The 24,556-nt window shown below is 41.2% G+C and carries 24 protein-coding genes and 1 riboswitch; of the genes, 11 read left to right on the top strand and 13 right to left on the bottom strand.

The window, feature by feature from the left end; translation table 11 throughout:
* Nucleotides 1-5 precede the first annotated feature (5 nt).
* The 10 genes from BET01_RS07005 to BET01_RS06960 all read left to right on the top strand — a co-directional run bounded on the left by BET01_RS07005 (nt 6) and on the right by BET01_RS06960 (nt 9,173).
* Nucleotides 6-2,246, top strand: a complete 2,241-nt coding sequence (locus BET01_RS07005) for a tape measure protein (RefSeq protein ID WP_120196097.1) — start codon at nt 6-8, stop codon at nt 2,244-2,246.
* An 8-nt stretch (nt 2,247-2,254) separates the two neighbouring features.
* Nucleotides 2,255-2,980, top strand: a complete 726-nt coding sequence (locus tag BET01_RS07000; RefSeq protein WP_120196096.1) for a hypothetical protein — start codon at nt 2,255-2,257, stop codon at nt 2,978-2,980.
* The gene (locus tag BET01_RS06995) at nt 2,977-3,972 is read left to right on the top strand and encodes an XkdQ/YqbQ family protein (RefSeq protein WP_120196095.1); all 996 of its coding nucleotides are present in this window, start codon (nt 2,977-2,979) and stop codon (nt 3,970-3,972) included. The genes BET01_RS07000 and BET01_RS06995 overlap by 4 nt, the downstream gene beginning before the upstream one ends.
* Nucleotides 3,960-4,253: a DUF2577 family protein gene (locus BET01_RS06990; RefSeq protein WP_120196094.1), complete on the top strand. Its 294-nt coding sequence runs from the start codon at nt 3,960-3,962 to the stop codon at nt 4,251-4,253. The genes BET01_RS06995 and BET01_RS06990 overlap by 13 nt, the downstream gene beginning before the upstream one ends.
* A gap of 8 nt (nt 4,254-4,261) precedes the next feature.
* On the top strand, nt 4,262-4,666 hold the full coding sequence (locus BET01_RS06985) for a DUF2634 domain-containing protein (protein ID WP_120196093.1): 405 nt from the start codon (nt 4,262-4,264) through the stop codon (nt 4,664-4,666).
* The gene (locus tag BET01_RS06980) at nt 4,663-5,811 is read left to right on the top strand and encodes a baseplate J/gp47 family protein (protein ID WP_120196092.1); all 1,149 of its coding nucleotides are present in this window, start codon (nt 4,663-4,665) and stop codon (nt 5,809-5,811) included. Before BET01_RS06985 ends, BET01_RS06980 begins: the two co-directional genes overlap by 4 nt.
* Nucleotides 5,801-6,322, top strand: a complete 522-nt coding sequence (locus BET01_RS06975; RefSeq protein WP_120196091.1) for a putative phage tail protein — start codon at nt 5,801-5,803, stop codon at nt 6,320-6,322. Before BET01_RS06980 ends, BET01_RS06975 begins: the two co-directional genes overlap by 11 nt.
* Nucleotides 6,323-6,331: 9 nt before the next feature.
* The gene (locus BET01_RS06970) at nt 6,332-8,575 is read left to right on the top strand and encodes a hypothetical protein (RefSeq protein ID WP_120196090.1); all 2,244 of its coding nucleotides are present in this window, start codon (nt 6,332-6,334) and stop codon (nt 8,573-8,575) included.
* 36 nt (nt 8,576-8,611) lie between these two features.
* Complete coding sequence (locus BET01_RS06965) at nt 8,612-8,914, top strand: hypothetical protein (protein WP_120196089.1); 303 nt, start codon at nt 8,612-8,614, stop codon at nt 8,912-8,914.
* 130 nt (nt 8,915-9,044) lie between these two features.
* Entirely contained in the window at nt 9,045-9,173 is a 129-nt protein-coding gene (locus BET01_RS06960; protein WP_120196088.1) for an XkdX family protein, read from the top strand.
* A 344-nt stretch (nt 9,174-9,517) separates the two neighbouring features.
* Here the strand turns inward: BET01_RS06960 and BET01_RS06950 are convergent, their stop codons facing one another.
* Nucleotides 9,518-9,760 (bottom strand): CsbD family protein, encoded by a 243-nt coding sequence (locus BET01_RS06950; protein ID WP_120196087.1) that lies wholly within the window; start codon nt 9,758-9,760, stop codon nt 9,518-9,520.
* Nucleotides 9,761-9,898: 138 nt separating this feature from the next.
* Complete coding sequence (locus BET01_RS06945; protein WP_120196086.1) at nt 9,899-10,147, bottom strand: GlsB/YeaQ/YmgE family stress response membrane protein; 249 nt, start codon at nt 10,145-10,147, stop codon at nt 9,899-9,901.
* Between the two features lie 936 nt (nt 10,148-11,083).
* Here BET01_RS06945 and BET01_RS06940 point away from each other — a divergent pair.
* Nucleotides 11,084-14,146, top strand: coding sequence for a glycoside hydrolase family 2 TIM barrel-domain containing protein (locus BET01_RS06940; protein ID WP_120196085.1), 3,063 nt, complete (start codon nt 11,084-11,086; stop codon nt 14,144-14,146).
* A gap of 84 nt (nt 14,147-14,230) precedes the next feature.
* On the opposite strand, the gene BET01_RS06935 is transcribed toward BET01_RS06940, so the two are convergent.
* The 11 genes from BET01_RS06935 to trpD form a co-directional block, all read right to left on the bottom strand.
* Nucleotides 14,231-15,271, bottom strand: coding sequence for a M42 family metallopeptidase (locus BET01_RS06935; protein WP_243117143.1), 1,041 nt, complete (start codon nt 15,269-15,271; stop codon nt 14,231-14,233).
* Nucleotides 15,272-15,713: 442 nt separating this feature from the next.
* Entirely contained in the window at nt 15,714-16,514 is an 801-nt protein-coding gene (thiD, locus tag BET01_RS06930) for a bifunctional hydroxymethylpyrimidine kinase/phosphomethylpyrimidine kinase (RefSeq protein ID WP_120196084.1), read from the bottom strand.
* Complete coding sequence (gene thiE, locus BET01_RS06925; protein ID WP_207667581.1) at nt 16,511-17,152, bottom strand: thiamine phosphate synthase; 642 nt, start codon at nt 17,150-17,152, stop codon at nt 16,511-16,513. The genes thiD and thiE overlap by 4 nt, the downstream gene beginning before the upstream one ends.
* The gene (gene thiM / locus BET01_RS06920) at nt 17,139-18,005 is read right to left on the bottom strand and encodes a hydroxyethylthiazole kinase (protein WP_158584999.1); all 867 of its coding nucleotides are present in this window, start codon (nt 18,003-18,005) and stop codon (nt 17,139-17,141) included. Before thiM ends, thiE begins: the two co-directional genes overlap by 14 nt.
* 13 nt (nt 18,006-18,018) lie before the next feature.
* Nucleotides 18,019-18,573: an energy coupling factor transporter S component ThiW gene (thiW, locus tag BET01_RS06915; RefSeq protein ID WP_120196082.1), complete on the bottom strand. Its 555-nt coding sequence runs from the start codon at nt 18,571-18,573 to the stop codon at nt 18,019-18,021.
* A gap of 36 nt (nt 18,574-18,609) precedes the next feature.
* Nucleotides 18,610-19,917 (bottom strand): phosphomethylpyrimidine synthase ThiC, encoded by a 1,308-nt coding sequence (thiC, locus tag BET01_RS06910; RefSeq protein WP_120196081.1) that lies wholly within the window; start codon nt 19,915-19,917, stop codon nt 18,610-18,612.
* An 89-nt stretch (nt 19,918-20,006) separates the two neighbouring features.
* Nucleotides 20,007-20,115: riboswitch (TPP riboswitch) on the bottom strand.
* Between the two features lie 43 nt (nt 20,116-20,158).
* Nucleotides 20,159-20,929, bottom strand: coding sequence for a tryptophan synthase subunit alpha (trpA, locus tag BET01_RS06905; RefSeq protein ID WP_120196080.1), 771 nt, complete (start codon nt 20,927-20,929; stop codon nt 20,159-20,161).
* Nucleotides 20,922-22,106, bottom strand: a complete 1,185-nt coding sequence (gene trpB / locus BET01_RS06900) for a tryptophan synthase subunit beta (RefSeq protein ID WP_120196079.1) — start codon at nt 22,104-22,106, stop codon at nt 20,922-20,924. Before trpB ends, trpA begins: the two co-directional genes overlap by 8 nt.
* 2 nt (nt 22,107-22,108) lie before the next feature.
* The gene (locus BET01_RS06895; protein WP_120196078.1) at nt 22,109-22,735 is read right to left on the bottom strand and encodes a phosphoribosylanthranilate isomerase; all 627 of its coding nucleotides are present in this window, start codon (nt 22,733-22,735) and stop codon (nt 22,109-22,111) included.
* Complete coding sequence (trpC, locus tag BET01_RS06890; RefSeq protein WP_120196077.1) at nt 22,732-23,532, bottom strand: indole-3-glycerol phosphate synthase TrpC; 801 nt, start codon at nt 23,530-23,532, stop codon at nt 22,732-22,734. The genes BET01_RS06895 and trpC overlap by 4 nt, the downstream gene beginning before the upstream one ends.
* Entirely contained in the window at nt 23,529-24,548 is a 1,020-nt protein-coding gene (trpD, locus tag BET01_RS06885; RefSeq protein WP_120196076.1) for an anthranilate phosphoribosyltransferase, read from the bottom strand. Before trpD ends, trpC begins: the two co-directional genes overlap by 4 nt.
* Nucleotides 24,549-24,556: the final 8 nt, after the last annotated feature.

The following is a 24,556-nucleotide window of genomic DNA, read 5'->3' as shown; positions in this document are numbered from 1 at the left end:
GAACTATGGGAGAGATAAAAGAAACCTTAGTATTAAGTGACCAATTTAGCGAGTCTTTTTCCAAGTTCCTTGAGCTTGGGAATGCCGCAGTTAATGAGATGAAGCGCATTGATCATGCAGTCGTAAAAACAGAGATGACCATGCGCCGATCCATTGGAGGAGCAACTGGTGCAGTTATTGCAAATATGAGGCAAATTGGAGAAACTTCCAACAAGTTTCTTGATCTGGGTAACTCTGCGGTAAAGCAAATGAAGCGGATTGATCAAACCATGACCAAAACAGAAATGACCATGCGCAAATCGATTGGAGGAGCAACTGGTGCGGTTATTGGAAATATGAGAGAAATTGGACAAGCTTCCAACAAAATCTCATCTACTGGATTTGATCGTATGGAAGCACAGTTGATTAAAATTGCAAATAATTCCTCAAAAGCAGCAACCGCCCAGGACAAACATAATAACAAGGTGAAAGAAACCAGTAATTCAGCAGTAGGCCTCCTATCAACCTTAAAAAAAGTGGTGTCTGTAGCTTCTAACTTTAAGATGGGAAAGGAACTATTTAGCTTATCGGATCAAATGACACGGTCCACCGCCCGATTAAGTGTTATGAATCAAGGGTTTAAGCCCCCTTCAATGGATGCAGGGGGTCAAGGTAATGATAATACAAATAGCAGTTTACAGGAAACAGAGCAGCTACAGGAGAAAATCTACCGGTCTGCACAAAGGTCTAGAACCAGTTATCTTGATACGGCTGATGTTGTAGCCAAGCTGGGCCAAAGTGCGGGAAATGCTTTTTCAGGAAGTGACGAAGTGGTTGCTGTTGCTGAAAACTTAAGTAAACAGTTTAAAATAGCGGGTGCCAGCCAGGAGGAAATTGGTTCAGCAACCGAACAGCTTGGCCAGGCTTTGGCATCAGGTGCTTTAAGTGGAGAAGAATTAAACACTGTTTTTAAAGGTGCGCCTAATGCGATACAGGCGATTGCAGATTATCTTGGTAAGCCCGTAGACGAAATCAGTGGACTGGCGGATAAAGGTGTTATTACAGCTGACGTTATAAAAAATGCCTTGTTAAATGCTACAGATCAAATTAATGAACAGTTTAAAAATATGCCAATGACCTGGTCTGACTCCTGGAATTTGATTAAGAATGCGGGAATTCATTCTTTAGACGGTGTCTTGGATAAAATGAGTGAGTTCCTAAACAGTGATACTGGTCAGACGGTGATAGAGGGAATTATAGGAGCCGTTGAAATTCTTGGTGATGTTGCTTCTGGTGCTGTAGATGTATTAATTGCCGGAGCCAGTGCGATAGTAGAAAATTGGGACTATATATATCCTATATTAATGGGGGTAGGCTTAGCATTTGCTTTAGCAGGAACATTCGGATTAGTATCTGGCTTATTAGCTGCAGCCGGCTGGCTTACGGCAGCGATGCCATTTATCCTCATAGGACTGCTGATAGGAGCAGCAATGATAGGTATTATGCAAGCTGGTCTTACGTTTGAGCAGATAGGAGAGAAAGTAGGTAATGTGTTCGGATTCATTTATGCGGTTGGTTATAATATGTTTGCAGACCTGTGGAATTTGATTGCAATCTTTGCAGAATTTTTTGCCAATGTAATGAATGATCCAGCTTCTGCTATTGCTCATCTCTTGTTTGGGTTATTTGATAATATATTAAGTCAGATAGAAACCGTGGCAAATGCGATTGATGCTATATTTAAAACAAATATGTCTGATGCAGTATCTGGTTTTAGGAAAGATTTAAGCGCATGGGTAGATGATGAATTTGGGGAACAAGCGGTAACCATTGAACGAATGACTAAGCTAGATACCGGTGAAAGCGTTAAAAAGGGCGGTGAGATAGGTGGATCTCTTGGGTATAAAATGGATAATATGAATTTTAGCCTTGGTAGTCTTACAGATAAACTGACCTCAGGAAGTGGTATAGGCGGAGGTGTCGGTGGGGGCGCAGCAGTAGGTGATATTGGAAGTGTTGGAAAAGTTGGTAAGGTAGATAAAATTGAGCAGGACGTCAATATATCTGATGAAAATATTAAACTCCTTAGAGATCTGTCAGAGCGTCAATACGTAGCCTTAGTAAACCTTACAGTTCCTCAAACCAATGCAACGGTAAATCAAAACAATTACGGCGGAGGCGGCTCTGATCTTGACTCTATGGTTAATGTATTAAACAATGTGCTCGGTATCCAGCATGCATCAAGCAGCAATGTTGTTACAGGATAGGAGGTATCATGCGAAATAAGTATAAATTTTTTGCAGATATCGGTGGTGATACAATTGAATTTCCAGTTAACCCGAAAGAATATACAATATCTTACCCATCTGATCATAAAACCTATGATATTTTAGACGTTGGGGAAATTGTTGTTCCCAGGCTGCCCTCCTTAATGGAGGTGTCCTGGGAATCTTATTTCCCAGGGGATAGTGATGATCCACTGATGTGCGGGCATGACTGGATGGAACCAGGTGATCTGGTGGAGGCAATCCTTGATGCCCGGGATAACAAGGAAGTATGTGATATTGTAATCAGCCGATATGATGCAAGGGGAAGCCGCATGTACGATACAAATATCAGTGCGGTAATTGACAGTTTTGAAACAACAGAAAAAGGCGGAGAAGCTGGAGATATCTATTATAAAATTAAGTTTAAAGAATATCGGAACTATGCGCCAATCAGGATCATACTTCCTCCGGCGGAACTACCGGCAGATGGAACCACTCAATCAGAAGATCAAGAACGTGCTACATCTGCTGTCCCTGAACTTAGAGTAGGCGCTTCCGTCATTGCAAATGGTACCTATTTTAGCAGCAGTTATGGAGATAAGCCAACTGGAACCGCCAACAATTTGGCGACTACCGTTTCAAGAATCGTTCCGGATGCTTCCAGGGCCTATCCCATATTAATAGGCGGCAATCGTGGCTGGGTGAAAGCAGATCAATTGCAGGTGACAGGATGAGCTACAAACTATTAATTTATAATGAAGAATCTTATTCCTTGTACGATTATGCTCCCATCACACAGAAAGTTACTTATACCACAAATAGAGGCGGAAGTGCAGGTAAGCTTACATTTACATTTCTTCAGGATAAACCAATTAATCTGACAGAGGGTGCAAAAGTACTATTTTACGTTGATGGAAAAGAAATATTTCTGGGTTTTGTTTTTATTATAGAACAGAATCGTTCCGGTGAGGTTTCCGTAACTGCATATGACCAGCTTCGGTACCTAAAAGCCAAATCCAGTTATAGCTTTAATAATATAAAGCTGGGAGAGATAATAAGTCAGATTGCAGGCGATATGCAGCTTCAAGTAGGGGAAATAGAAGATACCGGGCAAGTGATACCCTATCTGACAAAGGAAAATACAGAGTGTTTGGATATTATTGAGTATGGTCTCATGGTAACCCAGAACAGCACTGGTAAGACATTTGTTTTCTTTGATGATTTTGGAAAGCTGACTTTAAAAGAGGCTAACAATATGATGTCAGACATATTGATTGGCAATGGCAGTATCATTACGGATTATACCTATAAATCTGATATAGACTCAGATACTTATAATCAGGTAAAGCTGGTCCGGTCCAATAAAGAAACTGGTCTGGGAGATACCTATATATTTAATGACCATACCACAATCAAAAAATGGGGCCTCCTGCAGAAGTATGACAAAGTAGATGATAATCTTAACGAAGCACAAATTAATGAGCAGGGAAATATTATGATGGCGTATTATGACCGGGTGCTAAAAACAATATCCGTTAGTGGTTTAGGGGGAGTGCCAGGGCTGAAAGCAGGAGCCATGGCAAAGTTTAAAATAAAGGAAATCCCAGAGCTAGCCAATGGTTATTATTTGCTCCTGGATAAAGTGAGTCATTCTTTTTCAGATGGAGAGCATACCATGAGCGTCGATGCAAAAATCATCAATAAGGAGGGGCAATGGAACTCATAGAAAGACTTAAGTATATTATTAACGATACCGTAAGAGCCATGGATCTTTTGGATACTGGTTATGCGACTGTAGTTTCAGTGGTTCCTTTAACCTTAAAGGTCCAAGCAACTCAGTTAATTGTAACAGAGCCTGTTGCTGTCCTGACTGATCATGTAAAGTACCGGGACATTTCTATTCAAGGGGAAAAGGTAGTCATAAATCCAGGTGTTAAGCCAGGAGATAAGGTTCTGGTATTAAAAGCAAATGCGGGTCAGAATTATATTGTGATGTCGAAAGTGTAGGTGATACGATGGCAACATTACCAAATTCCGCAAATACAGTTATTTATGAAAAAGAGAACAGGGAATACCCTACGGAAACTTATTTGGTGGACAAAAGTACCGGTACGATTAAAAAAGTAGGCGGTGGACTGGAAGCCATGAAACAGGCAATAGAAATTATACTGGAAACAGAACGATACCAGAACCAGATCTATACATCAAATTTTGGCAGGGAATTAAAAAAGCTAATTGGAAAACCTCCTGAATATGTAACGAGTATGTTAAAAAGACGGATTCAAGAGGCATTTTCTTCTGATAAGCGAATCCTTTCGGTGAATGACTTCTTATTTGATGCCTCAGATCTAGGAACACTTAGATGCACTTTTAAGGTTAAGACTGTATATGGAACAATCCCCGGGGAGGTGGAGATTTGATTGATTTTAGTAAGAAGACTTATGCGAATATACTATCGGAACAGTTAAAGCGAGTTCCTGATACGATAGATAAAAGAGAAGGGTCAATGATCCAGACTGCCCTAGGGCCAGAAAGCTGGTATCTGGAAGGTTTGTATCTGGATTTGGATCGGGTGCAAAAGAATGCCTATGCGGAAACGGCTGGAGGAAATTGGCTTGATATGCTGGTGGCGGAACGAGGCATTGAAAGGAAATTGGCTACAAGGGCAGTGAAAAAAGGTAACTTTAATATTCAAGTGCCAATAGGCTCCCGATTTTCAGCAATTACTGGAAGCGGATATTTGACCTATCGGGTAATCGAATTTATTGATCATGTGGAAGCAGATTACAGTTATAAAATGGAGTGTGAATTAGCAGGTGAGATAGGCAACAATTATTCAGGCCAATTGGTTGCGATTGATTATGTGACAGGTCTTTCATCTGCGCAGCTTACTGAACTTCTTTCAGGTGGTACAGAGAAAGAAACAGATTCTTCCCTGCGAGAACGCTACCTTGCCACGTTTGACGTTCCAACGTTTGGGGGAAATATTGCTTCTTACCGGAATTCTATTCTTGCGATAGAGGGGGTAGGAGCGGTTCAGATATATCCGGCTTGGAATGGGGGCGGGAGTGTGTTGTGCAGTATTCTTAATGGAAATTATAAGCCGGCTGACGGTACTCTTATTAACCGGGTGCAAACTGCAATCTGTCCCAAAGAAGGTGAAGAATCAGAACCATCACCCAATGGATATGGACTTGCTCCCATCGGAGCCGCCGTCACAATTGACACTGGCGAAGAATTGAAGCTTGATATTTCTCTCTCTGTACAATTTTTATCCAGTATTCAGAATGGAGAAATCGTCTATAAAAACCAGATTCAGGAGAAAATAGAAGATTACTTGGAATCGGTTCGGAAATCCTGGGGAACCATTCTGAAAAGCCAGAAAATAGAATATGCAGTTGTCGTATATGCATCCAGAATTATTTACGCGATTCTTACCATTCCTGAAATTGTCAATGTTACTGATGTAATTATAAATGGACACGCATCAGATGTTGTATGTGTAGAAACTTCTGTCATGCAGCAGGTGCCGGTTTTAGGGGTGGTGACTATAAATGGCGGTTGACTTAAAGATGATGCTTCCAGAGTGGTTTAAGGATATTTTGGAATTTAATCAGCTTTTGGAGACGGAAGAAATAGATCTGGAAGCAGTGGAAGAAAGCCTTAAATCTATTAGAGATAACTGTTATATTCAGACCGCTGATGAAACTACGATTCTTCTTTTGGAGAAACGTTTTGGTATCCCATATCAGGGAGAGACATTAGATTTTAGAAGAAGCAGGGTTTTACAAAGATATAATACGGTAGTTCCTTTTACAATCGGCTTTCTTAAAAATCGTCTGTCCGATCTTTATGGAGCAAATGGCTATATTCTATCAGTTAATACCAAAACTTGCCTACTGACCATTAAGGTTACATCTGATCGGTACGGTGCTTTAAATCTCCTATATGATCTTTTATGGGATGTGATACCGGCCCATATTCAGATTATAGCAAGTCAGGAAGTGGAAAAGGATGTAAAAGGTAGCTATTACATAGGAACCACGGTAAGCAGTACAAAGATAACCACAATATAAGGAGATAAAATGGGACAGTATAGCAAAGCAATTATAACGGTAGCAGGCCAAAGTCTGATTGCCAGAGCGATTGCAGGAGAGGTTCAATTAAACATAACAAAAGCAAAGACCTCAGATTATAAATATCCTGACGACACAGATTATAAGGTTCTGACTGATATGGAGGGGATTAAGCAGGTTTTAGATTCTCCTGAAACAAAAGTCTTAAGTAATGATTTGATACAGACAAGGGTGCTTTTTAGTAATGAAGAGATAAAAGCTACATACTACATACAAAATATTGGGTTATATGCAATGGACGGAATCAAAGAAGTTCTTTTCTGCATTGTGACTGCAGCCATACCGGATGAGATGCCTCAATATAATGGGGTGGCGGCTACTTCATATATTTATAATATTCAGAATGTTGTTCAAGATGCAGAAACAATAAATATTACAGTAAGTACGGCAGGAAATGCCACCATTCAGGACGTTATGGAAAGGGTGGATGCTACTGGCGGGGATATTTCTGAAACCGTCATAGAAACCCTAGAACCCATTGATACAAAATACCCGGTACCGAGTGCTGGTGAGTCAACAAAGGTTTTCTTGGGGAAGGTTACGAAGTACATAGAGGATACAAAGCCACTTGATGCAGATATTATTATTTATGTTTCCTCAGCGGGCAGTGATACTTCTGGGACAGGTGAACATAGTGCTCCATTTAAAACAATTACTTATGCGCTTAGCAAGGTTCCTAAAGTTCTTAACGGTAATTTAGTAACAATAAATTTAGCAGACGGTGTGTATGATGAACAAGTTTTTGTTTACGGGTTTACATCGGGAGCACTTAAAATTCAATCTACCACACCTGATAGCATTAATGCAAATTGTGTCATACAATCAATACTTGTTCAGTACTGTTATGCATTTGTTGATATTCGTGGAGTGGTTATGAGTGAACCGGAAACCGCAAATGCTATCGGCATCGAAGCTTCAAGCAATGTGTCAGTATCATTTGTACGTAGCGTCAGCGTTAACAGCAGCCGGTCTTGCATAGTGTGTTCAAAGAGTGCTGTTGCTGTATTTACTTGTGAATTATCAAATCACAAGTATGCAATATACGCCAATGATAGCAAAGTTAGATCAAGGAATAACACGGGCACTGGTAATAGTGTAGCACTTGCAAGTACAGGAGGGGCAGTATTTACTCAAGAGGGAATACAACCTATTGGTAACGTACCTCATGACGTTTATGAAGGGAGTATAATAGTATCTCCATACGGTGCAAGAATTGGAACACTTTCATCAGACATAACACTGTACGTTGCAACAACAGGATCTGACACTACAGGAGATGGGGCAAGTGAAAACCCGTTTAAAACTATTCAGTATACAATTAACATCTTGCCAAAGGATTTGGGTGGGCACACTGTAACCATTAATATTGCAGATGGTTCCTACAGCGAAAGAATAGTGATTAGTGGATTTTATGCTGGTCGTATTAAATTAACAGGTTCTAAGCCATGTGAGGTATCATCTGTATGTAATATACCGGATATTACAATAATTGACAACTCTACACTCGTTGATATACGTGGAATTAATTTTACCACAACTACAGCTAACGGAATATTTGCAGTAGTGAGTAGCCTCGTAATAGTAGCTTACTGTCGGTGTGCATTAACCGCCTCAACTTGGTCAGGCTTTACATTTGATCAGACTAGGTTTGAGATAACAGATTGTCTAGTAGCGAATAAAGGTATAGCGCTCATGGCTCATGGTGCTGATGGTAATTCAAGGTTCTGGAATGCTTTATCTATTAATAACTCAGTTGGAATTCATGCTGAATATGGAGCAATTATTAGAAAAGAGGGCACTCAACCTCAAGCGACTATTTTAGAACGTTGTTATAGCGCAGGCTCTATCATTAATGTAAATGGCACACAGATATCTGATATAATATCTTCTGGATTATCTTGTACTTGGGGCAATGTTTATGGTGGATACATTAGGCATGGTAACTTGAATGGAACTGCAATGGTCACCGTAGAGTTGTCCGTAGCAATTACATCACCACTCACTGCTGGAACTGTTTATTATATCACAGGATTCCCAGGAGGGATTCGTGATATACCATGTAATATGAATGTACCACGGTATGTTGACAGTCTATATATGAGGTATGATGGTGTTATATATTTCAGACCAAATACAACAGTTGGAGCGAATCAGACTATTGTATTTGGGTGTACATATCTAACAAATTCATAAAAAGGAGTAAATTACATAAAAAATGAATCAATTAAGGTGGGAAATACTACCTATAACATAGCAAACGGCAGTTGCAGCCTAAACGATTTAAGCGGGTATACTGCCAAAGTTGCAATCATCATCGGATCAAATGATTTACAGGTCATGCACAAAAACCTTACTGAAAACTCCACCGTCATTAAATATGATGCCGATGGTGTGGAGCAATGGTCACAAAATAATTTAATCTATACCAGAAAAATGTCCTTAAATTCTTTCTTCCCCATTGGTATTGAGCAGGTGGAAGAAACGGTTGAAGAGGGCAAATCCAAGTACACAAACAAGGAGATCATGGGCTAGGTTGTTATCGTAGAGTACAAGGCTCCCAGTCTTCAGGAAGAGGTAAAGTCACAAAGGGAACAGATCATTGAATTAAATGCGCAGGTTGCTTATTTGCAGATGATATCGTGCGTAGAAATGGAGGTAGGTCATGAGTAAGAATTATGATAAGGTTAAAAGCTTCTATGCTGCGAAGTTATGGTCCTTAACCGCAGTAGATAAATGGATCACAGCAGATAAGTTTCAGGAAATAACCGGGGAAAAGTATGTAAAAAAGTAGGGTAAAATGATATGGATAAAACTTTAGAATCGGTTGCTTTAGGGGTATTCTTAAAAATATAACCTTGTGCGGTCTACCTGTAAAACGTTTGTGGGAAACGGTGAAAATTTCTCACACAGTACAAGGACGAGTTGCCGGACAATACTTAATCTGTTGCGACTACGCAACTCACGGGCCTGGGATTATCCTGGGGCTTTTTAATTAAGGGTAGTGGACCTGTAAAACTCGCAAAGCATCCGGAAAATGAAAAAACCAACTATTAGCTACGCATCTAATTATACGCTAATAGTTGGTTCCTCATTATAATATTAAAACATATTTCATTTACAGTGCCCAAACAAACATTATTTATCTTTTTTCTTCATCGAATCAATCAAGTCATTTGCCTTCTCAGCAATATTTTCCTTAATATCCTCACCGATATGAGCCGTTTTTTCCTTAGCCTCTTCCACTTTCTCTCTGGCATCGCCGGTAAGTTTTTGCAATTTACCATCCAGCTCCATCTGTTCAGACTCTACAGATTTTCCAATAGTTTCTTTCACACTACCTACCGCTTTATCTATTTTACTTTTAATTGAATTATTCATTCGTAACGCCTCCTTAGTTAAGTGAATCTATCCTCAAGTTTACAAATCTTCAAATAAATATGTTTAAAACAAAATGACTTTATATCTACATATTTTGTCATTTTGTTTTTTCAAAGTGGATCAATAGAACATTGTTTTTTATTTGCGAACTTTATTAACAATCCACAATAAAATCAATGAACCTATAAAGGCAACCAAAAGACTCCAAAGATTAAATCCCGTAATGCCAGTCCCACCTAGTAAATTCATTACGAATCCGCCGATAAGACCACCAATAACACCTACACATATATTTGCGAATGCACCCATCTTTCCATCATTTCCAGTAACCATACTTGCAAGCCAACCGGCTAAAGCACCTATAATAATCCAACCAATAATTCCCATAATTCACCTCATTCTTCCAGTAATTAACTAAATTATAACACGTAAAACCATATAATGTCAATAAATTTAATAAAAATAGTAAAATAATCTGTATTATATAATACAAATTAAATTCTAAATTGATAAGTAACATTAATTGTATTATTCCCCCGACCTCTTAAAAAATACTCTGAATTTCTAGTCAAGAATAATTTAAAAAGCAGGTAATCCAGCATTTCAGCGCCAACTTAATGCCTGGAACAGATTATATTATTTTTAGACTGCGTTTAAGTAGTAATATCTGGTGAAAGTATAAGTCCCCAAAACCTAAGTTTTAAGCCAAAGACTTCGATTTTATAAAAATATCTAAGAGCGGTAGTATCATTTCGAGCATATCTTGCCTATTCGTAGGACATCTTAATTTATGAACCATTCACAACTAGTCTTTACGTCCCATATACTATTCTATAATTATAAAAAATGAGGTGCTTAATATGAGTTGTTCTTGGGGTAGTAGAAATAATTGCGGATGCAATTCAAATAATAATTGTAATAACAATTGTAACAGCAATGATAATAGATGCAATAATGATCCTTGTGCAGAGGAAAAAAGAAGATGTTATTGTGAAGGTTTTCGCGATGGCTGTAACAGTGCTAATAGCCATCGGCATCATGACGATAATTGTGGCTGTTAGTTAGAAAATTAGGCGGGTATCCGGTTTTCCGGGCCCGCCTTTTTACATATAGTAGATCATATCATTATCTGACTGCATTTAAGCAATGACAGTTAGAAATATAAGAGATTTTAAAATTACAATTCCAAGCAAAAGGCTAAGTGATTTTGGGTATAAATTATCATAACTGTATCGTTTTGTGCATGTTTTGTCTAATTGGTGATATGGATTTTCAACTGATTCATTTTATAATTAAAGTTAGAAAGATGAGGAGGTAGAAACCATGATCGTACCCAAACACTATGAAAATCTGCATCTGCTACATGAAAATACCATGCCAAACAGAGCTTACTATATCCCGGCTTCCAAGGCGAGTTTTGATTTAACAGAGCAAAGAACGAATTCTGACCGGTTCCAACTTTTAAACGGAACCTGGAAATTTAAATACTTTGACAGTATTTACGATGTAAAAGAAGACTTTTTCCTAGAAGATTATAATACAGAAAGTTTTGGAGAGATCCCAGTTCCTGGCTGTTTCCAAAATTATGGCTATGATAAGCAACAGTATACAAACACCAGATACCCATTTCCCATGGACCCTCCCTTTGTTCCAGCAGAAAATCCATGCGGGGCTTACGTTCACCACTTTATGTATGAAAGAGATGAGAACGCTCCAAAGGCATTTTTAAACTTTGAAGGAGTGGATTCCTGTTTCTATGTATGGTTAAATGGCAGTTATGTAGGATACAGCCAGGTTTCCCATGGGACCAGTGAATTTGATGTGACAGGGTTAATTAGAGATGGAGACAATACCATTTCTGTTCTTGTTTTAAAATGGTGTGACGGAAGCTACCTTGAAGATCAGGATAAATTCCGCATGACAGGAATTTTTAGAGATGTATATTTATTAAAGCGTCCAGAGGAAGGGATTTTTGATTATTTCTTAAAGACAACCTACAAAAAAGGCAAAGCCTTTGTTCATGGGGAAGTAACATTTACGGGAAATGAGGTTCCAGTAAAAATCACGGTTCTTGATGGCAGCGGCAATGTAACTTCTGGAATGGAAGGCTATCTGCCAGGTGGCAAAATAGATATGACCATTGAAAACCCAACCCTTTGGAATGCAGAAACCCCCTATCTTTACACCGTAATCTTAGAAACCCAGAATGAAGTAATCGTTGACCGGCTAGGAATCAGAGAAATATCCATTCAAAATGGTGTTATCTATCTAAATGGACAAAAGATTAAATTTCATGGAGTAAATCGCCATGACAGCGACCCAGAGACAGGTTTTGTCATTAGCATTTCCCAGATGAAAAAGGATATGAAACTGATGAAGGAGCATAATGTCAATGCCATCCGCACCAGCCATTATCCCAACGCCCCACAATTTTATCAGCTTTGTGATGAATACGGGTTTTATGTTATTGATGAGGCGGACAATGAAAGCCATGGCACTGCCTATGTATATATGAAAAACCGTGCAACTGAAGTGTGGAGAGACCGCTGGAACCGTGCCATTGCAGACAATCCAGAGTTCACGGAAGCAACCGTGGACCGCGCCAAACTATTAGTGGAGCGAGATAAAAATCGAGCTTCTGTTGTCATCTGGTCTATGGGAAATGAATGCGCCTATGGCTGCACCTTTGAGGCTGCCCTGAAATGGACCAAGGAATTTGATCCAACTAGACTCACCCAATATGAGGGAGCCCGTTACCGGGTCCTTAGCAAAGAATATGATTTTTCCAATCTGGATTTGTACAGCCGCATGTATCCAAGTTTGGAAGAAATTCATGAATACACAGAAAGAAATACAGGGAAACCATTTATTCTGTGTGAATACAGCCATGCCATGGGCAATGGACCGGGAGATCTAGAAGATTATTTTAAGGTATTTCAACAGCATGATGAAGTGTGTGGTGGATTTGTATGGGAATGGTGTGACCATGCCATTTACCAGGGTAAAAATACAGATGGAAAGCCGATGTATCTCTATGGAGGCGACCATGGGGAATATCCCCATGACGGCAATTTCTGTATGGATGGCTTGGTATATCCCGATCGTAGGCCACACACAGGGCTTAAGGAGTTTAAGAATGTATACCGCCCCTTAAGGCTAGTATCCTTTGACCAGAAAACAAAGGAAATGATACTTCACAATTATATGGATTTCTTAACGTCGGAGGATTATGTCTGCCTTTCCTACGAAGTGACATGTGATGGAGTGATAATAGATACTGGAGTTCTTTTAGAGGGGGCAGTGGAGAATATTCTTCCTCACGAAGAAGGAAAGGCGGTCATTCCCGTTTCGGTACCAGAAACAGGCGTTTGTTATTTGAAACTAAACTACCTGCTAAAGAATAAATCTCCATTCTTAGAGGCTGGAAGCGTACTGGGCTTTGATGAAATCCTTCTGGAAAATAAAGATGGAAGAAACCAGACGGCAGCAGGGATTTTAAGCAATCAGATGACAGAAAAAGTTTCAACAGAAGTCTTTGAGATTCATGAAGATGACCGTTACCTGACAGTAAGAACAGCAGATTTTTCCTATACCTACAATAAGTTTACTGGCTGTTTTAAACATATGTTCTTTGAAAATGGAAGTCTGCTAGATCACCCTATGGAAATAAATATCTGGAGAGCACCTACAGATAATGACAGCGACATCAAGAAAGCATGGCTGGAGGCACATTATCATAAGGCAATATCAAGAGCTTATGAAACCATGGTAGAGGTGAATGAAGACCGGGTGGAAATTAAAACAGTTATGTCCGTTACCGCAGCCCCGGTTCAGAGAATGTTAAACATCAATGCATTGTGGACCATCTGGCAAAATGGTGCAGTGGATGCAAAGCTGGAGGTAAAAAAGGACGGAGAATTCCCTGAACTTCCTAGATTCGGACTTCGACTTTTCCTCCCAAATGAGATGGATCAGGTGACTTACTTTGGTATGGGTCCATTTGAGAATTATTCTGATAAAAAGAGAGCCAGCTATCACGGACTGTTTCAGGTCCATGTAAAAGAGATGCACGAGGATTATTTGCGGCCACAGGAAAATGGAAGCAGAGGGGATTGTGATTTTGTTACTGTAGAAGGAAGCAGGAATCGGCTGTCAGTGGCATCTCAAAAGTCGTTTTCCTTTAATGCCTCCATTTATACACAGGAAGAATTGACACAAAAGGCGCATAACTTTGAACTGGTTCCCGCAGGCAGTACGGTTCTTTGCCTGGATTATCGTCAGAACGGCATTGGTTCCGAAAGCTGCGGACCGGATTTAAGAAAAGAGTATATGTTTGAGGAAGAAGAATTCACATTTGAAGTAAGACTGCTTCCAGGAAGAAATTAATATCTAACAATAACAACTAATAAAAATAGCAATGAATCTTTTATAAACTAGATTCATTGCTATTTTTTTATCCTTTTAGATAACTTAGGCCAAATATTTTGTTAAAAGTAAAAAGGTATTTAGAATACCATCTTTATGACTTCTTTCGTATCCATGGGTTGCATAAACTCCTGGTCCAATCAGACCGTGTCTCACTTCATGGCCGGCTGTCAATGCAGAATCAACATCAGAAGCATAATGTGGATAAATGTCAACGGCATAGTCAATATGACCATGTTCAGCGGCTTCAATCAATCCGCTAACTACATCGTAATGATATGGACCTACACTGTCCTTGGCACAGATAGACACCTGATACTCCGTGCAGGTTAATCCGTCACCGACACAACCTAAATCTACGGATATTACTTCTGTGACATCTGTTGGTATGGAGCCAGATCCACCATGTCCAACTTCTTCAAATACGGTGAAATACTGATATACTTTTCGAGGAAGTTTAATATTTTCTTCTTTTACGTACTTGGCAAAACCAAGTAAGATCCCCACACTAACTTTGTCATCTAAAAATCTGCTTTTTAAATAGCCGCTTTCTGTTAATACCGTACGTGGATCAAAACAGACAATGTCACCAACACGTATATGAAGGGAAAGAACGTCTTCTTTGGAATTTACTTTTTCATCAATTACCACTTCCATTGTATCAAATTCCCGCGCGGTGGATCTGTAATTTTTATTTACGTGTACGGAAGCGTTTTTCATTTGCATAGTTCCGCTGTAGATCTTGCCAGAACGAGTGTATATCTTGCAGTTTTCACTCTCTGTATTATTTGGCTCAAGTCCTCCAAGAGGAGTTAATATAAGTCGTCCTGTTTCTGTAATCTGAGACACCATTCCACCTAACGTATCAACATGAGCTTCTAAACATAAAGCATCATTGGAATTTTCATCGCTACCTATTTCACAAAGGATTCCACCTTTTATGGTTTGTTTTGGAGAATATCCGAGGCTTCTATATTCTTCCATAACATATTCTGTTACATTTTTTGTGAATCCGGTTGGGCTATCTATGGAAAGGATTTTTTGTGTCTGATCTAATATATAATCTAAGTAAGCTAATTGATTCAATTTTATTCTCTCCTTTTTCTCAATGAAACAACTATAACATAGTTTTAGATTCTTATAAATAATTTGATGAAAAATGATGGTGTTACGATGTTTCCTGATACTTCAGAATTTAGTTCTTCAACCATTTTCAAGAGAATTTCAATTTGTTTTTTAGTTTACGGTAAATTACAACATAGTAGAAATGGTTTGAGAAAAGAAGGATATCTTGATATGACATTATGAAGTGTCCCCAATAAAATAGATAAATAAATGGCTCTATACTGAGTGTTAGAAGTATGCTTTTTAAGCACCCCCCAACATTTTGTATAGAGCCTAAAAAATCTAACTTAAAAAGGTCAATTCAGAAATAGCCATTCTTGATATCCTTTTATGTAATGTTACTAAATAGGAGCCCAAGCGCTATATCGTTTTATAAATCAAGTCTGAAAATCAGAACAGAAAATCAGGACTCTTTATACCCATGCCAGATAGGACCATTTCCTTTCCCGAGTTCCAGTCCTGCCATTAAGGCGCCGTTGATATATTCCTTGGCAGATAGAATACTTTCTTCCAAGCTATTTCTCTTTGCAAGACCACAGGCAATGGCGGATGATAATGTGCAGCCAGTTCCGTGGTTATTTTGCGTTTGGATCCGATCTCCATAGAACCATTGTATAGATCCATTGTGACATAAGACATCACTGGCATGAGAATCGCTGTGACCTCCTTTTAATAGAAAGGAAGTCTTATATTTGTCCCATAGTTTGGTTACTGCCTCTTCCATATCTTTATTGGAGAGCAAAGGGGTTTTTGTGGATAAGAGTGCCTGTGCCTCTGGTATATTGGGGGTAACCAGGGTGGCTAGAGGGAAAAGCATCTCCGTTAAATTTTTAATCCCCACTTTTTCAAATAGTGTGCCTCCGCTGGTGGAGATCATAACAGGATCTAAAACAACTGGAATCGAAGGAAATTTAGAAAGTCGACTTGCAATCACTTCAATGGAGGAAGGAGAGCCTGCCATACCGATTTTGATCGCCTGTGGAGGAATGTCAGACAGCACAGCATCAAGCTGATTGGTAAGCATAGGAATGCTTACATCTTCCACCAGATAGACCCTTGTAGTATTTTGGGCCGTCAGTGCAGTGATGACACTGGAGCCATAAAGTGAAAAGGCAGCAATGGTTTTTAAATCAGCCTGAATTCCAGCACCTCCGCTGGGGTCAGAACCTGCAATGGTTAACACAGAGGGTAGGGAGAAACTCATAAGGTCACCACCTTCCTTACTTCATCTTTTAAGGAGCGAACTGCCCTTGGGATATCCATTTCTCCAAAGATACCAGAAACTACGGAAATACCGGCAATACCAGTTCCCAGTAGTTTGGTTACATTACTAAGCGTAATACCTCCTATAGCAGTAACCGGAATAGGAACACAAGCGCAGATCGCCGATAGCTGTTCCATGGTAATTGGAAGGGCATCTGCTTTTGTGGGGCTTGGAAATACGGCTCCTGATCCAATGTAGTTGGCTCCGTCTTGAAAGGCTTTCTTTGCCTGTTCTGGATTTTTAGCCGTCACTCCTAATATTCGGTCTGGCCCAATCAGTTTGCGAACTTCATAGGCAGTTAGATCATCCTGTCCTACATGAATGCCGTCAGCTTCACATTGAAGTGCAATATCCACATCGTCGTTAATAATTAAGGGAATGCCGTAACGCTTAGTCAGCATTCGTACAGCTTTTGCCTCTTTTAGGAATTCCTCTTTCTCCATATTCTTTTCCCGAAGCTGTAACAGTGTAATTCCGGAACGAAGTGCTTCTTCAATTTGTTCCAGTAAATGTTTCTCACCAGTATAGGACTGATCTGTTACGGCGTAAAGAAGAAGCATATCTTTATGGAAGTTCAATTTTAAGTCCTCCTTTTTGCTCGAATTGGGAAGAGAGGTTGATTTCGTCCATGAAAAAACGGTGAAAGCTTCCAGTCCCTCCTTTGCACTCCTTTGTTTTAATGGCAGCCCGCTCTCCGCATAAGCCATAGAGAGCAGTGGCAATGGTAACAGACTCAAAGATAGGATCAGAAGCGGCTGCATAAGCGGCCAGAACTCCGTCTAACATACAGCCGCTGCCAGTGATTCCTAACATCTCTTGGCAGCCATTTTTCACTAGATAAATGCGTTCCTTGTCAGCAATAATGTCCGTTGCTCCCGTCATAACAACCACAGCCTTCGTAATACTGCTTAGGAGTACAGCAGCTTCCATAAAGGCAGAGATATTATCCTCTGTCATCCGATCCTCATCTGAGGCGTCCACGCCCCGTGGGAGATGGAAAAGCTTTTCCGTGTTGGCTTTTGATAATTCACTGTATAGGGTGTTAATTTCAGATGTATTTCCCCGGATTATGGTCATGTTCACCTTTTTTAAAACTTCCAGAATTAGTTCTGTTCGAAATGGAGTACTTCCAATTCCCACTGGATCAAGGATAACGGGAATGCCAAGACGGTTTGCTTCCATTCCGGCTTTGGTCATTACTTCCAGAGTCGTTTGTTTTGGTGTACCAATATTTAATAAAAGACAGTCAGATAACCTAGTCATCTCTTTGACTTCCGCAGGGTGGTCTGCCATAATGGGTGATCCTCCGCAGGCAAGAATTACATTGGCTAAATCGGTTGCAGTAACATAATTTGTGATGCAGTGGATTAAGGGCTTCTTTTCCCGGACAAGTCGGGGCAGGGATTTCGCTTTTTCTAAGTTTATTTCCATATCCTTTTCCTTTCTATTCATTCATAAGCCGGTGAAGATAAGAAACTAGGCCAAGACGACGGAGAACCTCAAATAAAGCCGCTGCCATAAGGGTGCCACAGACCGTACTTAAGAGAAATGGAACCACAAAAAAGAAAACTGCAACATCTTTCCCCATAAAAAATACTGCCAACGGATAGGAGAGGAGTGCTCCAAGGATACCGGTTCCCGTTATCTCTCCAAGGCAGGAAAGGAGCAGCTTTCCCGTCTTTTGAAAAAGATAAGCAGAGAGAAAGGCACCTATCATACTGCCTGGAAATGCCAGCAGGCTACCCGTACCCATTAGGTTACGAATGAATGACGTACAAAAGGCCGTTAAGACTCCATAAACTGGGCCCAGGAATATACCAGCTAATACATTTACCAGATGTTGTATGGGAAAACATCTAGATGCTCCAATGGGGATGGAAAAGCCGGATAAAGATACGGTAAGGGCAACTAGCATACCGCTAAGTGCCAATTTTTTTATTCTAGATTTTTGAGTGATGTACGCGCTTTTATGTAGAGTTGCCTGTGTGTCATGATTCATGAAAATACCTCCATTTTCAATTGTATATAAAATTCATCATTCATCAAAAATAGTGATCTTTTCTCCGTCCATAATCCGGTTCATATTTTTCATGGCACAGAAATTACCACACATGGAGCAGGTATCCTCTTTTTCTGGTTTAGAACTTTCCCGGTAGCGTCTTGCTTTTTCTGGATCAATGGAAAGGCGGAACATGGTCTCCCAGTCCAGACGTTTCCTGGCATCGCTCATCTGATGATCCCATTCTTTGGCGCCCTTGATTCCTTTGGCAATGTCAGCGGCATGGGCGGCGATCCGGGCAGAAATAATCCCTTCTTTCACATCTTCTGCATTGGGCAGTCTCAGATGTTCTGCTGGAGTGACATAGCATAAAAAGGCAGCACCGGCAGCAGCGGCAATGGCTCCTCCAATGGCAGAAGTAATATGATCATAACCAGGTGCAATGTCAGTTACAAGGGGACCAAGGACATAAAAAGGCGCTCCCTTACAGATTGTCTCTTGAATCTTCATATTGGCAGCGATCTGATCCAAGGGCATATGTCCTGGTCCTTCGATGATGACCTGAACATTTTTCTCCCAGGCTCTTCGTGTCAGTTCTCCAAGTGTGACCAGCTCCTCAATTTGAGAAATGTCAGAAGCGTCCTCAATGCACCCGGGACGACAGGCATCCCCAAGACTTAAAGTGACGTCATACTCCTCACAGATTTCTAAAATACGGTCATAATGTTCATAGAAAGGATTCTCTTCACCGGTCATTTCCATCCAGGCAAAGATGATGGAGCCACCTCTGGATACGATGTTGGTTAGTCGCTTGGAATCTTTAAACCGGTGTGCGGTCTGCTTGTTAATGCCTACATGTATGGTCATGAAATCAACCCCATCTTTTGCGTGCATCTCCACAATGTCAATCCACTCTTTTGCGGTAATGTCACCAAGGGCTTTATGATAATAAACAACGGCGTCATAGATGGGAACGGTACCTATGATAGCAGGACATTCCGTGGTTAATTTTCTCCGAAATTTTCTGGTGTCACCAAAGGAACTTAAGTCCATAATGGATTCTGCTCCCATAGAAACGGCATCCTGAACCTTTTCAAGCTCCAGGTCTAAATCATTTAAATCTCTGGATGTTCCAAGATTTACGTTAATCTTAGTTTTTAGCATAGATCCGATTCCGTTTGGATTTAAGCAGGTGTGAAGTTTGTTCGCCGGTATGGCTACTTTTCCTTCTGCCACCAGGGTTATAAGCTTGTCTGGTTCCCACTGCTCTTTTTCTGCAATTGTCAGTAATTCTTTCGTCTGAATCCCTTTTCTTGCGGCATCCATCTGTGTCGTGTAACTCATTTGTAATCCTCCTTTTTATTGACGGAGGGAAGTTCGAGAACTTGTGCAAATAAAAAGAGCCCATACCAACAGGCACAGGCTCAGAGAATAAATTCGTCTCGTATAAATCCCTACGTTGGCATTATCCAAATCAGGTTATAAAGGTCGAAGTTTGATGACTTCCTCTCAGCCCGCTTACGAGCTCCCTCTTGTGGCATTAGTGTATCACCGGGTCAAATCATTGTCAAGATGTAATTAGGGATCAGGATATGGCAGCTTTCATCTCTCTAACATAGGAGCAGATGGGTTCCACGCAGTCAGTTCCATATTTGGCAGCAAGCTTTACAATGGCACTGCCTACGATCACACCATCTGCATATTGGCTCATTTCCTTTGCCTGCTCCGGTGTGGAAATTCCAAATCCAATGGCGCAAGGAATGTCCTTTGTTTCTTTTACCAGGGAGATCATATTTCCAATGTTGGTGTTGATTTTAGTTCTAACTCCAGTTACTCCCATAGAGGAAACGCAGTAAACAAAACCTTCCGCCTCCGCTGCAATGGTTTTGATTCTTTCCTTGGAAGTAGGCGCAATCAGAGAGATGAGATCAATGCCGTACTTACTGCAATAGGGTTTTAATTCTTCTTTTTCTTCATAGGGCAAATCAGGTACAATGAGGGCATCCACTCCGCACTCTGCCGCATTTTTTATGAACCGTTCACTGCCATAAACGAATACTGGGTTTAAGTAAGTCATGAAAGCCAGAGGGACGCCTGTTTTCATGCGGATTCTTTTCACAGATTCAAAGATTTTATCTGTGGTGGTTCCGGCTGAGAGTGCACGCATATCTGCCTCTTGAATTACGATGCCTTCTGCCACTGGGTCGGAAAATGGAATTCCTATTTCAATCAAATCCGCGCCAGCTTCTGCCATGGCGGGAATCAATATTTCTGTTATAGAAAGGTCCGGATCTCCTGCCGTGATAAATGGGATAAATGCTTTTCCTTTTGAAAATACTTCTGCGATTCTACTCATAGATTTGTACCCCCTTATAACGGGCTATAGCAGCAACATCTTTATCGCCACGCCCAGATAAATTAATGACTATAACTTCATCCTTTCCCATGGAAGGCGCAATTTTCCTAGCGTGAGCAATTGCGTGAGAGCTTTCAATGGCAGGAATAATCCCTTCTATCCGGGATAAATATTCAAATGCTTCTACCGCCTCCAAATCCGTTACAGCCACATATTGTGCACGTCCGGAATCATGGAGGTTAGCGTGCTCCGGTCCAATACCAGGATAATCAAGACCTGCGGAAATGGAGTAAACGGGAGCAATCTGTCCGTATTCATCCTGGCAGAAGTAGGATTTCATGCCGTGAAAGATACCAAGCGTACCTTTTGAAATGGTAGCCGCATGTTGATCGGTATCAATGCCGTGTCCAGCCGCTTCACAGCCAATCATCTTGACTGAAGGTTCTTCTAAAAATTCATAGAAAAGTCCCATGGCATTGCTGCCACCGCCCACACAGGCGATTAAAAGGTCTGGGAGCTTGCCTTCTGCTTTTAGGATCTGAGAGCGAACTTCCTTGCCAATGATGCTTTGAAAGTCCCTGACAATGGTAGGAAAAGGGTGAGGGCCCATGACAGAACCAAGGACATAGTGAGTATCCTCTACTCGGTTGGTCCACTCCCTCATGGTTTCGTTGACGGCATCTTTTAAGGTTTTCGTTCCGCTTGTTACCGGGTGGACTTTAGCCCCTAAAAGCTCCATTCGAAATACATTCAAAGCCTGGCGCTCTGTGTCCTCTTCTCCCATGTATATCTCACATTCTAATCCCATAAGGGCTGCTGCGGTAGCGGTTGCCACTCCATGCTGACCTGCGCCAGTTTCTGCAATCACCCTTGTCTTTCCCATCTTTTTGGCAAGAAGAACCTGCCCTAAGGCATTGTTGATTTTGTGGGAGCCGGTGTGATTTAGGTCTTCCCGTTTTAAGTATATTTTTGCTCCACCAAGGTCCTTTGTCATTTTCTCCGCATAATATAGCAGAGAGGGACGTCCGGTATAAGTTTCGTGAAGGGTCTGTAGCTCTTTGAGAAATTCTTCGTCATGACTGTATTTTTCATAAGCTTCTAAAAGTTCTTCTACTGCATTCATCAGCGTTTCTGGGACAAATTGTCCGCCGTGCTGTCCAAATCTTCCTTTTGACATTTTCATTCACTCCTTAATATTTGTATGATTTCTTTTAGTTTCTCCGGGTCTTTTCTGCCCTCTGACTCAAGACTGCTGCTTAGATCAAGACAAAAAGCATCCGTAGCTGCTGCTTTTAAAATGTTCTCAGCTCCAATTCCACCTGCCAGGAACCAGGGCTTTTTTATGACGGGAATGGAAGACCAGTCAAAGCTTTTTCCGCTTCCTCCGTATACATCTTTTGAATAGGTATCAAAGAGCACATAATCCGAAGGAAAACTTTCTGCTTTCCACATATCGTCTTCAGACCGGACTCTTATGGCTTTTATAATGGGCACCGGACTCTCCATTTGTTCTTTTAAAGAAGTGGCATAGTCCCGATCCTCATCTCCATGAAGCTGTACCATTCCAATGGTCCCGTCCTTTATGAGAGCTAAGATATCCTTTATGGGACTATTTACAAAAACACCGACAGACGGGATTCCCGGCAGTAAAACTTCTCTTAGCTGCCTTGCTTTATAGGGGGTGAGCTGTCTTTTTCCAGGGGCAAATACAAAGCCTGCATAATCTGGTTTCCAGAGATTGACCGCTTCTATGTCCTCGGCCCTGGTGAGACCGCATATTTTAATCCGTTTATTCCTTTCATTCACCTGCAAGCCTCCTTAAAATGGTGGATCAGCGCCTGCTTGTTGAACGCGCGCATTAGGCTTTCCCCTAAGAGGATTCCATTGACACCTGCCTGGGCCAGAGTTCGAACTTGTGATTGGGTACTGATTCCGCTTTCCGCTACAAAAAGTACTTCCTCAGGCACCATAGCTCTCAATCTTAAAGAGGTTTCAAAGTCTACCTGAAATGTATTTAAGTTCCGATTGTTCACACCAATGATTCTGGCACCAGCTGATAATGCGGAATGGACCTCTTCTTCATTATGAGTCTCCACCAGTGAACTTAATTGAAGGCTGTCACAGATTTTTATATATTCCTTTAACTCATCCGTGGAGAGGAGAGCGCAGATGAGAAGAACGGCTGAGGCACCAATCACCTTTGCTTCATAGATCTGGTAAGGGTCAACGGTAAAATCTTTTCTTAAAAGGGGAAGGGATACGGTCTTTTGTATGTCGCTTAAGTACGCATTGCTCCCCATAAAATATTCCGGTTCCGTAAGAACTGAGATGGCATCAGCCCCTGCAATTTCATACTCCCTGGCAATCTCAAGGTAGGGGAAATTAGGTGCAATCAGACCCTTAGAGGGGGAAGCACGTTTCACCTCGCAGATAAAGGAGATACCGGGAGCTTTCAGCTTTTTTTCCAGTGGAAAAATTTTGGTTTCTTCCTGAGAGGCCAAACATGCTGCCTCTGCCTGTTTTTTGATTTCCTCAAGGGAAATGATCTCTTTTGCTGCCTCCGCTCTTTTTTTAGAGGCAGCAGCCAAAGTATCTAATATCATACCAACACCTCCGTAGTGGCACTTACAAACTGATTTAGCTTCTCCAGTGCCTTTCCAGAATTAATCAGGTCCTCCGCTATTTTGATGCACTGGGAAATAGTACAGTCATCAATGCCAAGATACAGGCTTAAAGCTGAATTTAAGACGACGATATCACGCTTAGGACCTTTTATGGCTCCGCTTAATAAATCCCTGGTGATCTGGGCATTCTCCTCAGGGGTTCCACCCAGGAGGTCAGACAATGAGGAACGGCTTAAGCCAAACTCTTCTGGAGTGATATCGTAAGGAATCAGTTCCCCAAACCGGATTTCGCAAACATGGGTAATACCCGTGACCGTGGCTTCATCAAGGCCATCATCGCCACATACCACAAGCCCGCGCTTGACTCCAAGGTTACTTAAGACTTTTGCCAGCGGCTCTACCAGCTTCCGGTCATAGACTCCTAAAAGCTGCATGGTGGCTCCTGCCGGGTTGGAGAGAGGGCCAAGGATATTAAAGATGGTACGGACACCAAGCTCTTTTCTCACCGGGCCGGCGTATTTCATGGAAGAGTGATAAGCCTGAGCAAAGAGAAAGCACATGCCGGTACTTTTAAGAATCTCTCCTGACTGCTCCGCCGTAAGGTTTAAATGAACGCCCAGACATTCTAACACGTCTGCGGCACCACTTTTGCTAGATACGCTGCGGTTTCCATGCTTTGCCACTGGAACACCGCCTGCGGCCACTACAAAGGCGCTGGTGGTGGATATATTAAAGGTTCCCACTTCGTCTCCTCCGGTGCCTACGATATCAATAACTGGAAAATCAGGTTCCAGACGGAGCGCCTTTTCCCTCATAACGGTGGCACAGGCTGTGATCTCGTCAATGGTTTCTCCTTTCATCCGAAGTCCTGTGAGAAATGCTGCCATTTGTGCTGGCGTGGTCTCTCCGCTCATGATTTCGTTCATAACTTCCCTTGCGGCTTCAAAGCTTAAATCCTGCCCTTCGATTACATCGTGGATTGCCTGTTGGATCATTTCGTTTG

It is taken from the genome of Lacrimispora algidixylanolytica, from assembly GCF_003609635.1.
Lineage (GTDB): Bacteria > Bacillota > Clostridia > Lachnospirales > Lachnospiraceae > Lacrimispora > Lacrimispora algidixylanolytica.
Note: the sequence above shows the minus strand (reverse complement) of the source record. Positions and strands in the feature narration are given on the sequence as shown.

Coding starts and splice junctions, on each gene's coding strand:
- BET01_RS06950 (WP_120196087.1), bottom strand. CDS start 9,760: ATGAATAATTCAATTAAAAGTAAAATAGATAAAGCGGTAGGTAGTGTG.
- BET01_RS06990 (WP_120196094.1), top strand. CDS start 3,960: ATGGAACTCATAGAAAGACTTAAGTATATTATTAACGATACCGTAAGA.
- BET01_RS06985 (WP_120196093.1), top strand. CDS start 4,262: ATGGCAACATTACCAAATTCCGCAAATACAGTTATTTATGAAAAAGAG.
- thiC (WP_120196081.1), bottom strand. CDS start 19,917: ATGAGTTACACGACACAGATGGATGCCGCAAGAAAAGGGATTCAGACG.
- thiD (WP_120196084.1), bottom strand. CDS start 16,514: ATGAGTTTCTCCCTACCCTCTGTGTTAACCATTGCAGGTTCTGACCCC.
- BET01_RS06945 (WP_120196086.1), bottom strand. CDS start 10,147: ATGGGAATTATTGGTTGGATTATTATAGGTGCTTTAGCCGGTTGGCTT.
- BET01_RS07000 (WP_120196096.1), top strand. CDS start 2,255: ATGCGAAATAAGTATAAATTTTTTGCAGATATCGGTGGTGATACAATT.
- thiM (WP_158584999.1), bottom strand. CDS start 18,005: ATGGAAATAAACTTAGAAAAAGCGAAATCCCTGCCCCGACTTGTCCGG.
- BET01_RS06995 (WP_120196095.1), top strand. CDS start 2,977: ATGAGCTACAAACTATTAATTTATAATGAAGAATCTTATTCCTTGTAC.
- BET01_RS06975 (WP_120196091.1), top strand. CDS start 5,801: ATGGCGGTTGACTTAAAGATGATGCTTCCAGAGTGGTTTAAGGATATT.
- BET01_RS06940 (WP_120196085.1), top strand. CDS start 11,084: ATGATCGTACCCAAACACTATGAAAATCTGCATCTGCTACATGAAAAT.
- trpC (WP_120196077.1), bottom strand. CDS start 23,532: ATGATATTAGATACTTTGGCTGCTGCCTCTAAAAAAAGAGCGGAGGCA.
- BET01_RS07005 (WP_120196097.1), top strand. CDS start 6: ATGGGAGAGATAAAAGAAACCTTAGTATTAAGTGACCAATTTAGCGAG.
- BET01_RS06970 (WP_120196090.1), top strand. CDS start 6,332: ATGGGACAGTATAGCAAAGCAATTATAACGGTAGCAGGCCAAAGTCTG.
- BET01_RS06960 (WP_120196088.1), top strand. CDS start 9,045: ATGAGTAAGAATTATGATAAGGTTAAAAGCTTCTATGCTGCGAAGTTA.
- trpB (WP_120196079.1), bottom strand. CDS start 22,106: ATGTCAAAAGGAAGATTTGGACAGCACGGCGGACAATTTGTCCCAGAA.
- trpA (WP_120196080.1), bottom strand. CDS start 20,929: ATGAGTAGAATCGCAGAAGTATTTTCAAAAGGAAAAGCATTTATCCCA.
- thiW (WP_120196082.1), bottom strand. CDS start 18,573: ATGAATCATGACACACAGGCAACTCTACATAAAAGCGCGTACATCACT.
- trpD (WP_120196076.1), bottom strand. CDS start 24,548: ATGATCCAACAGGCAATCCACGATGTAATCGAAGGGCAGGATTTAAGC.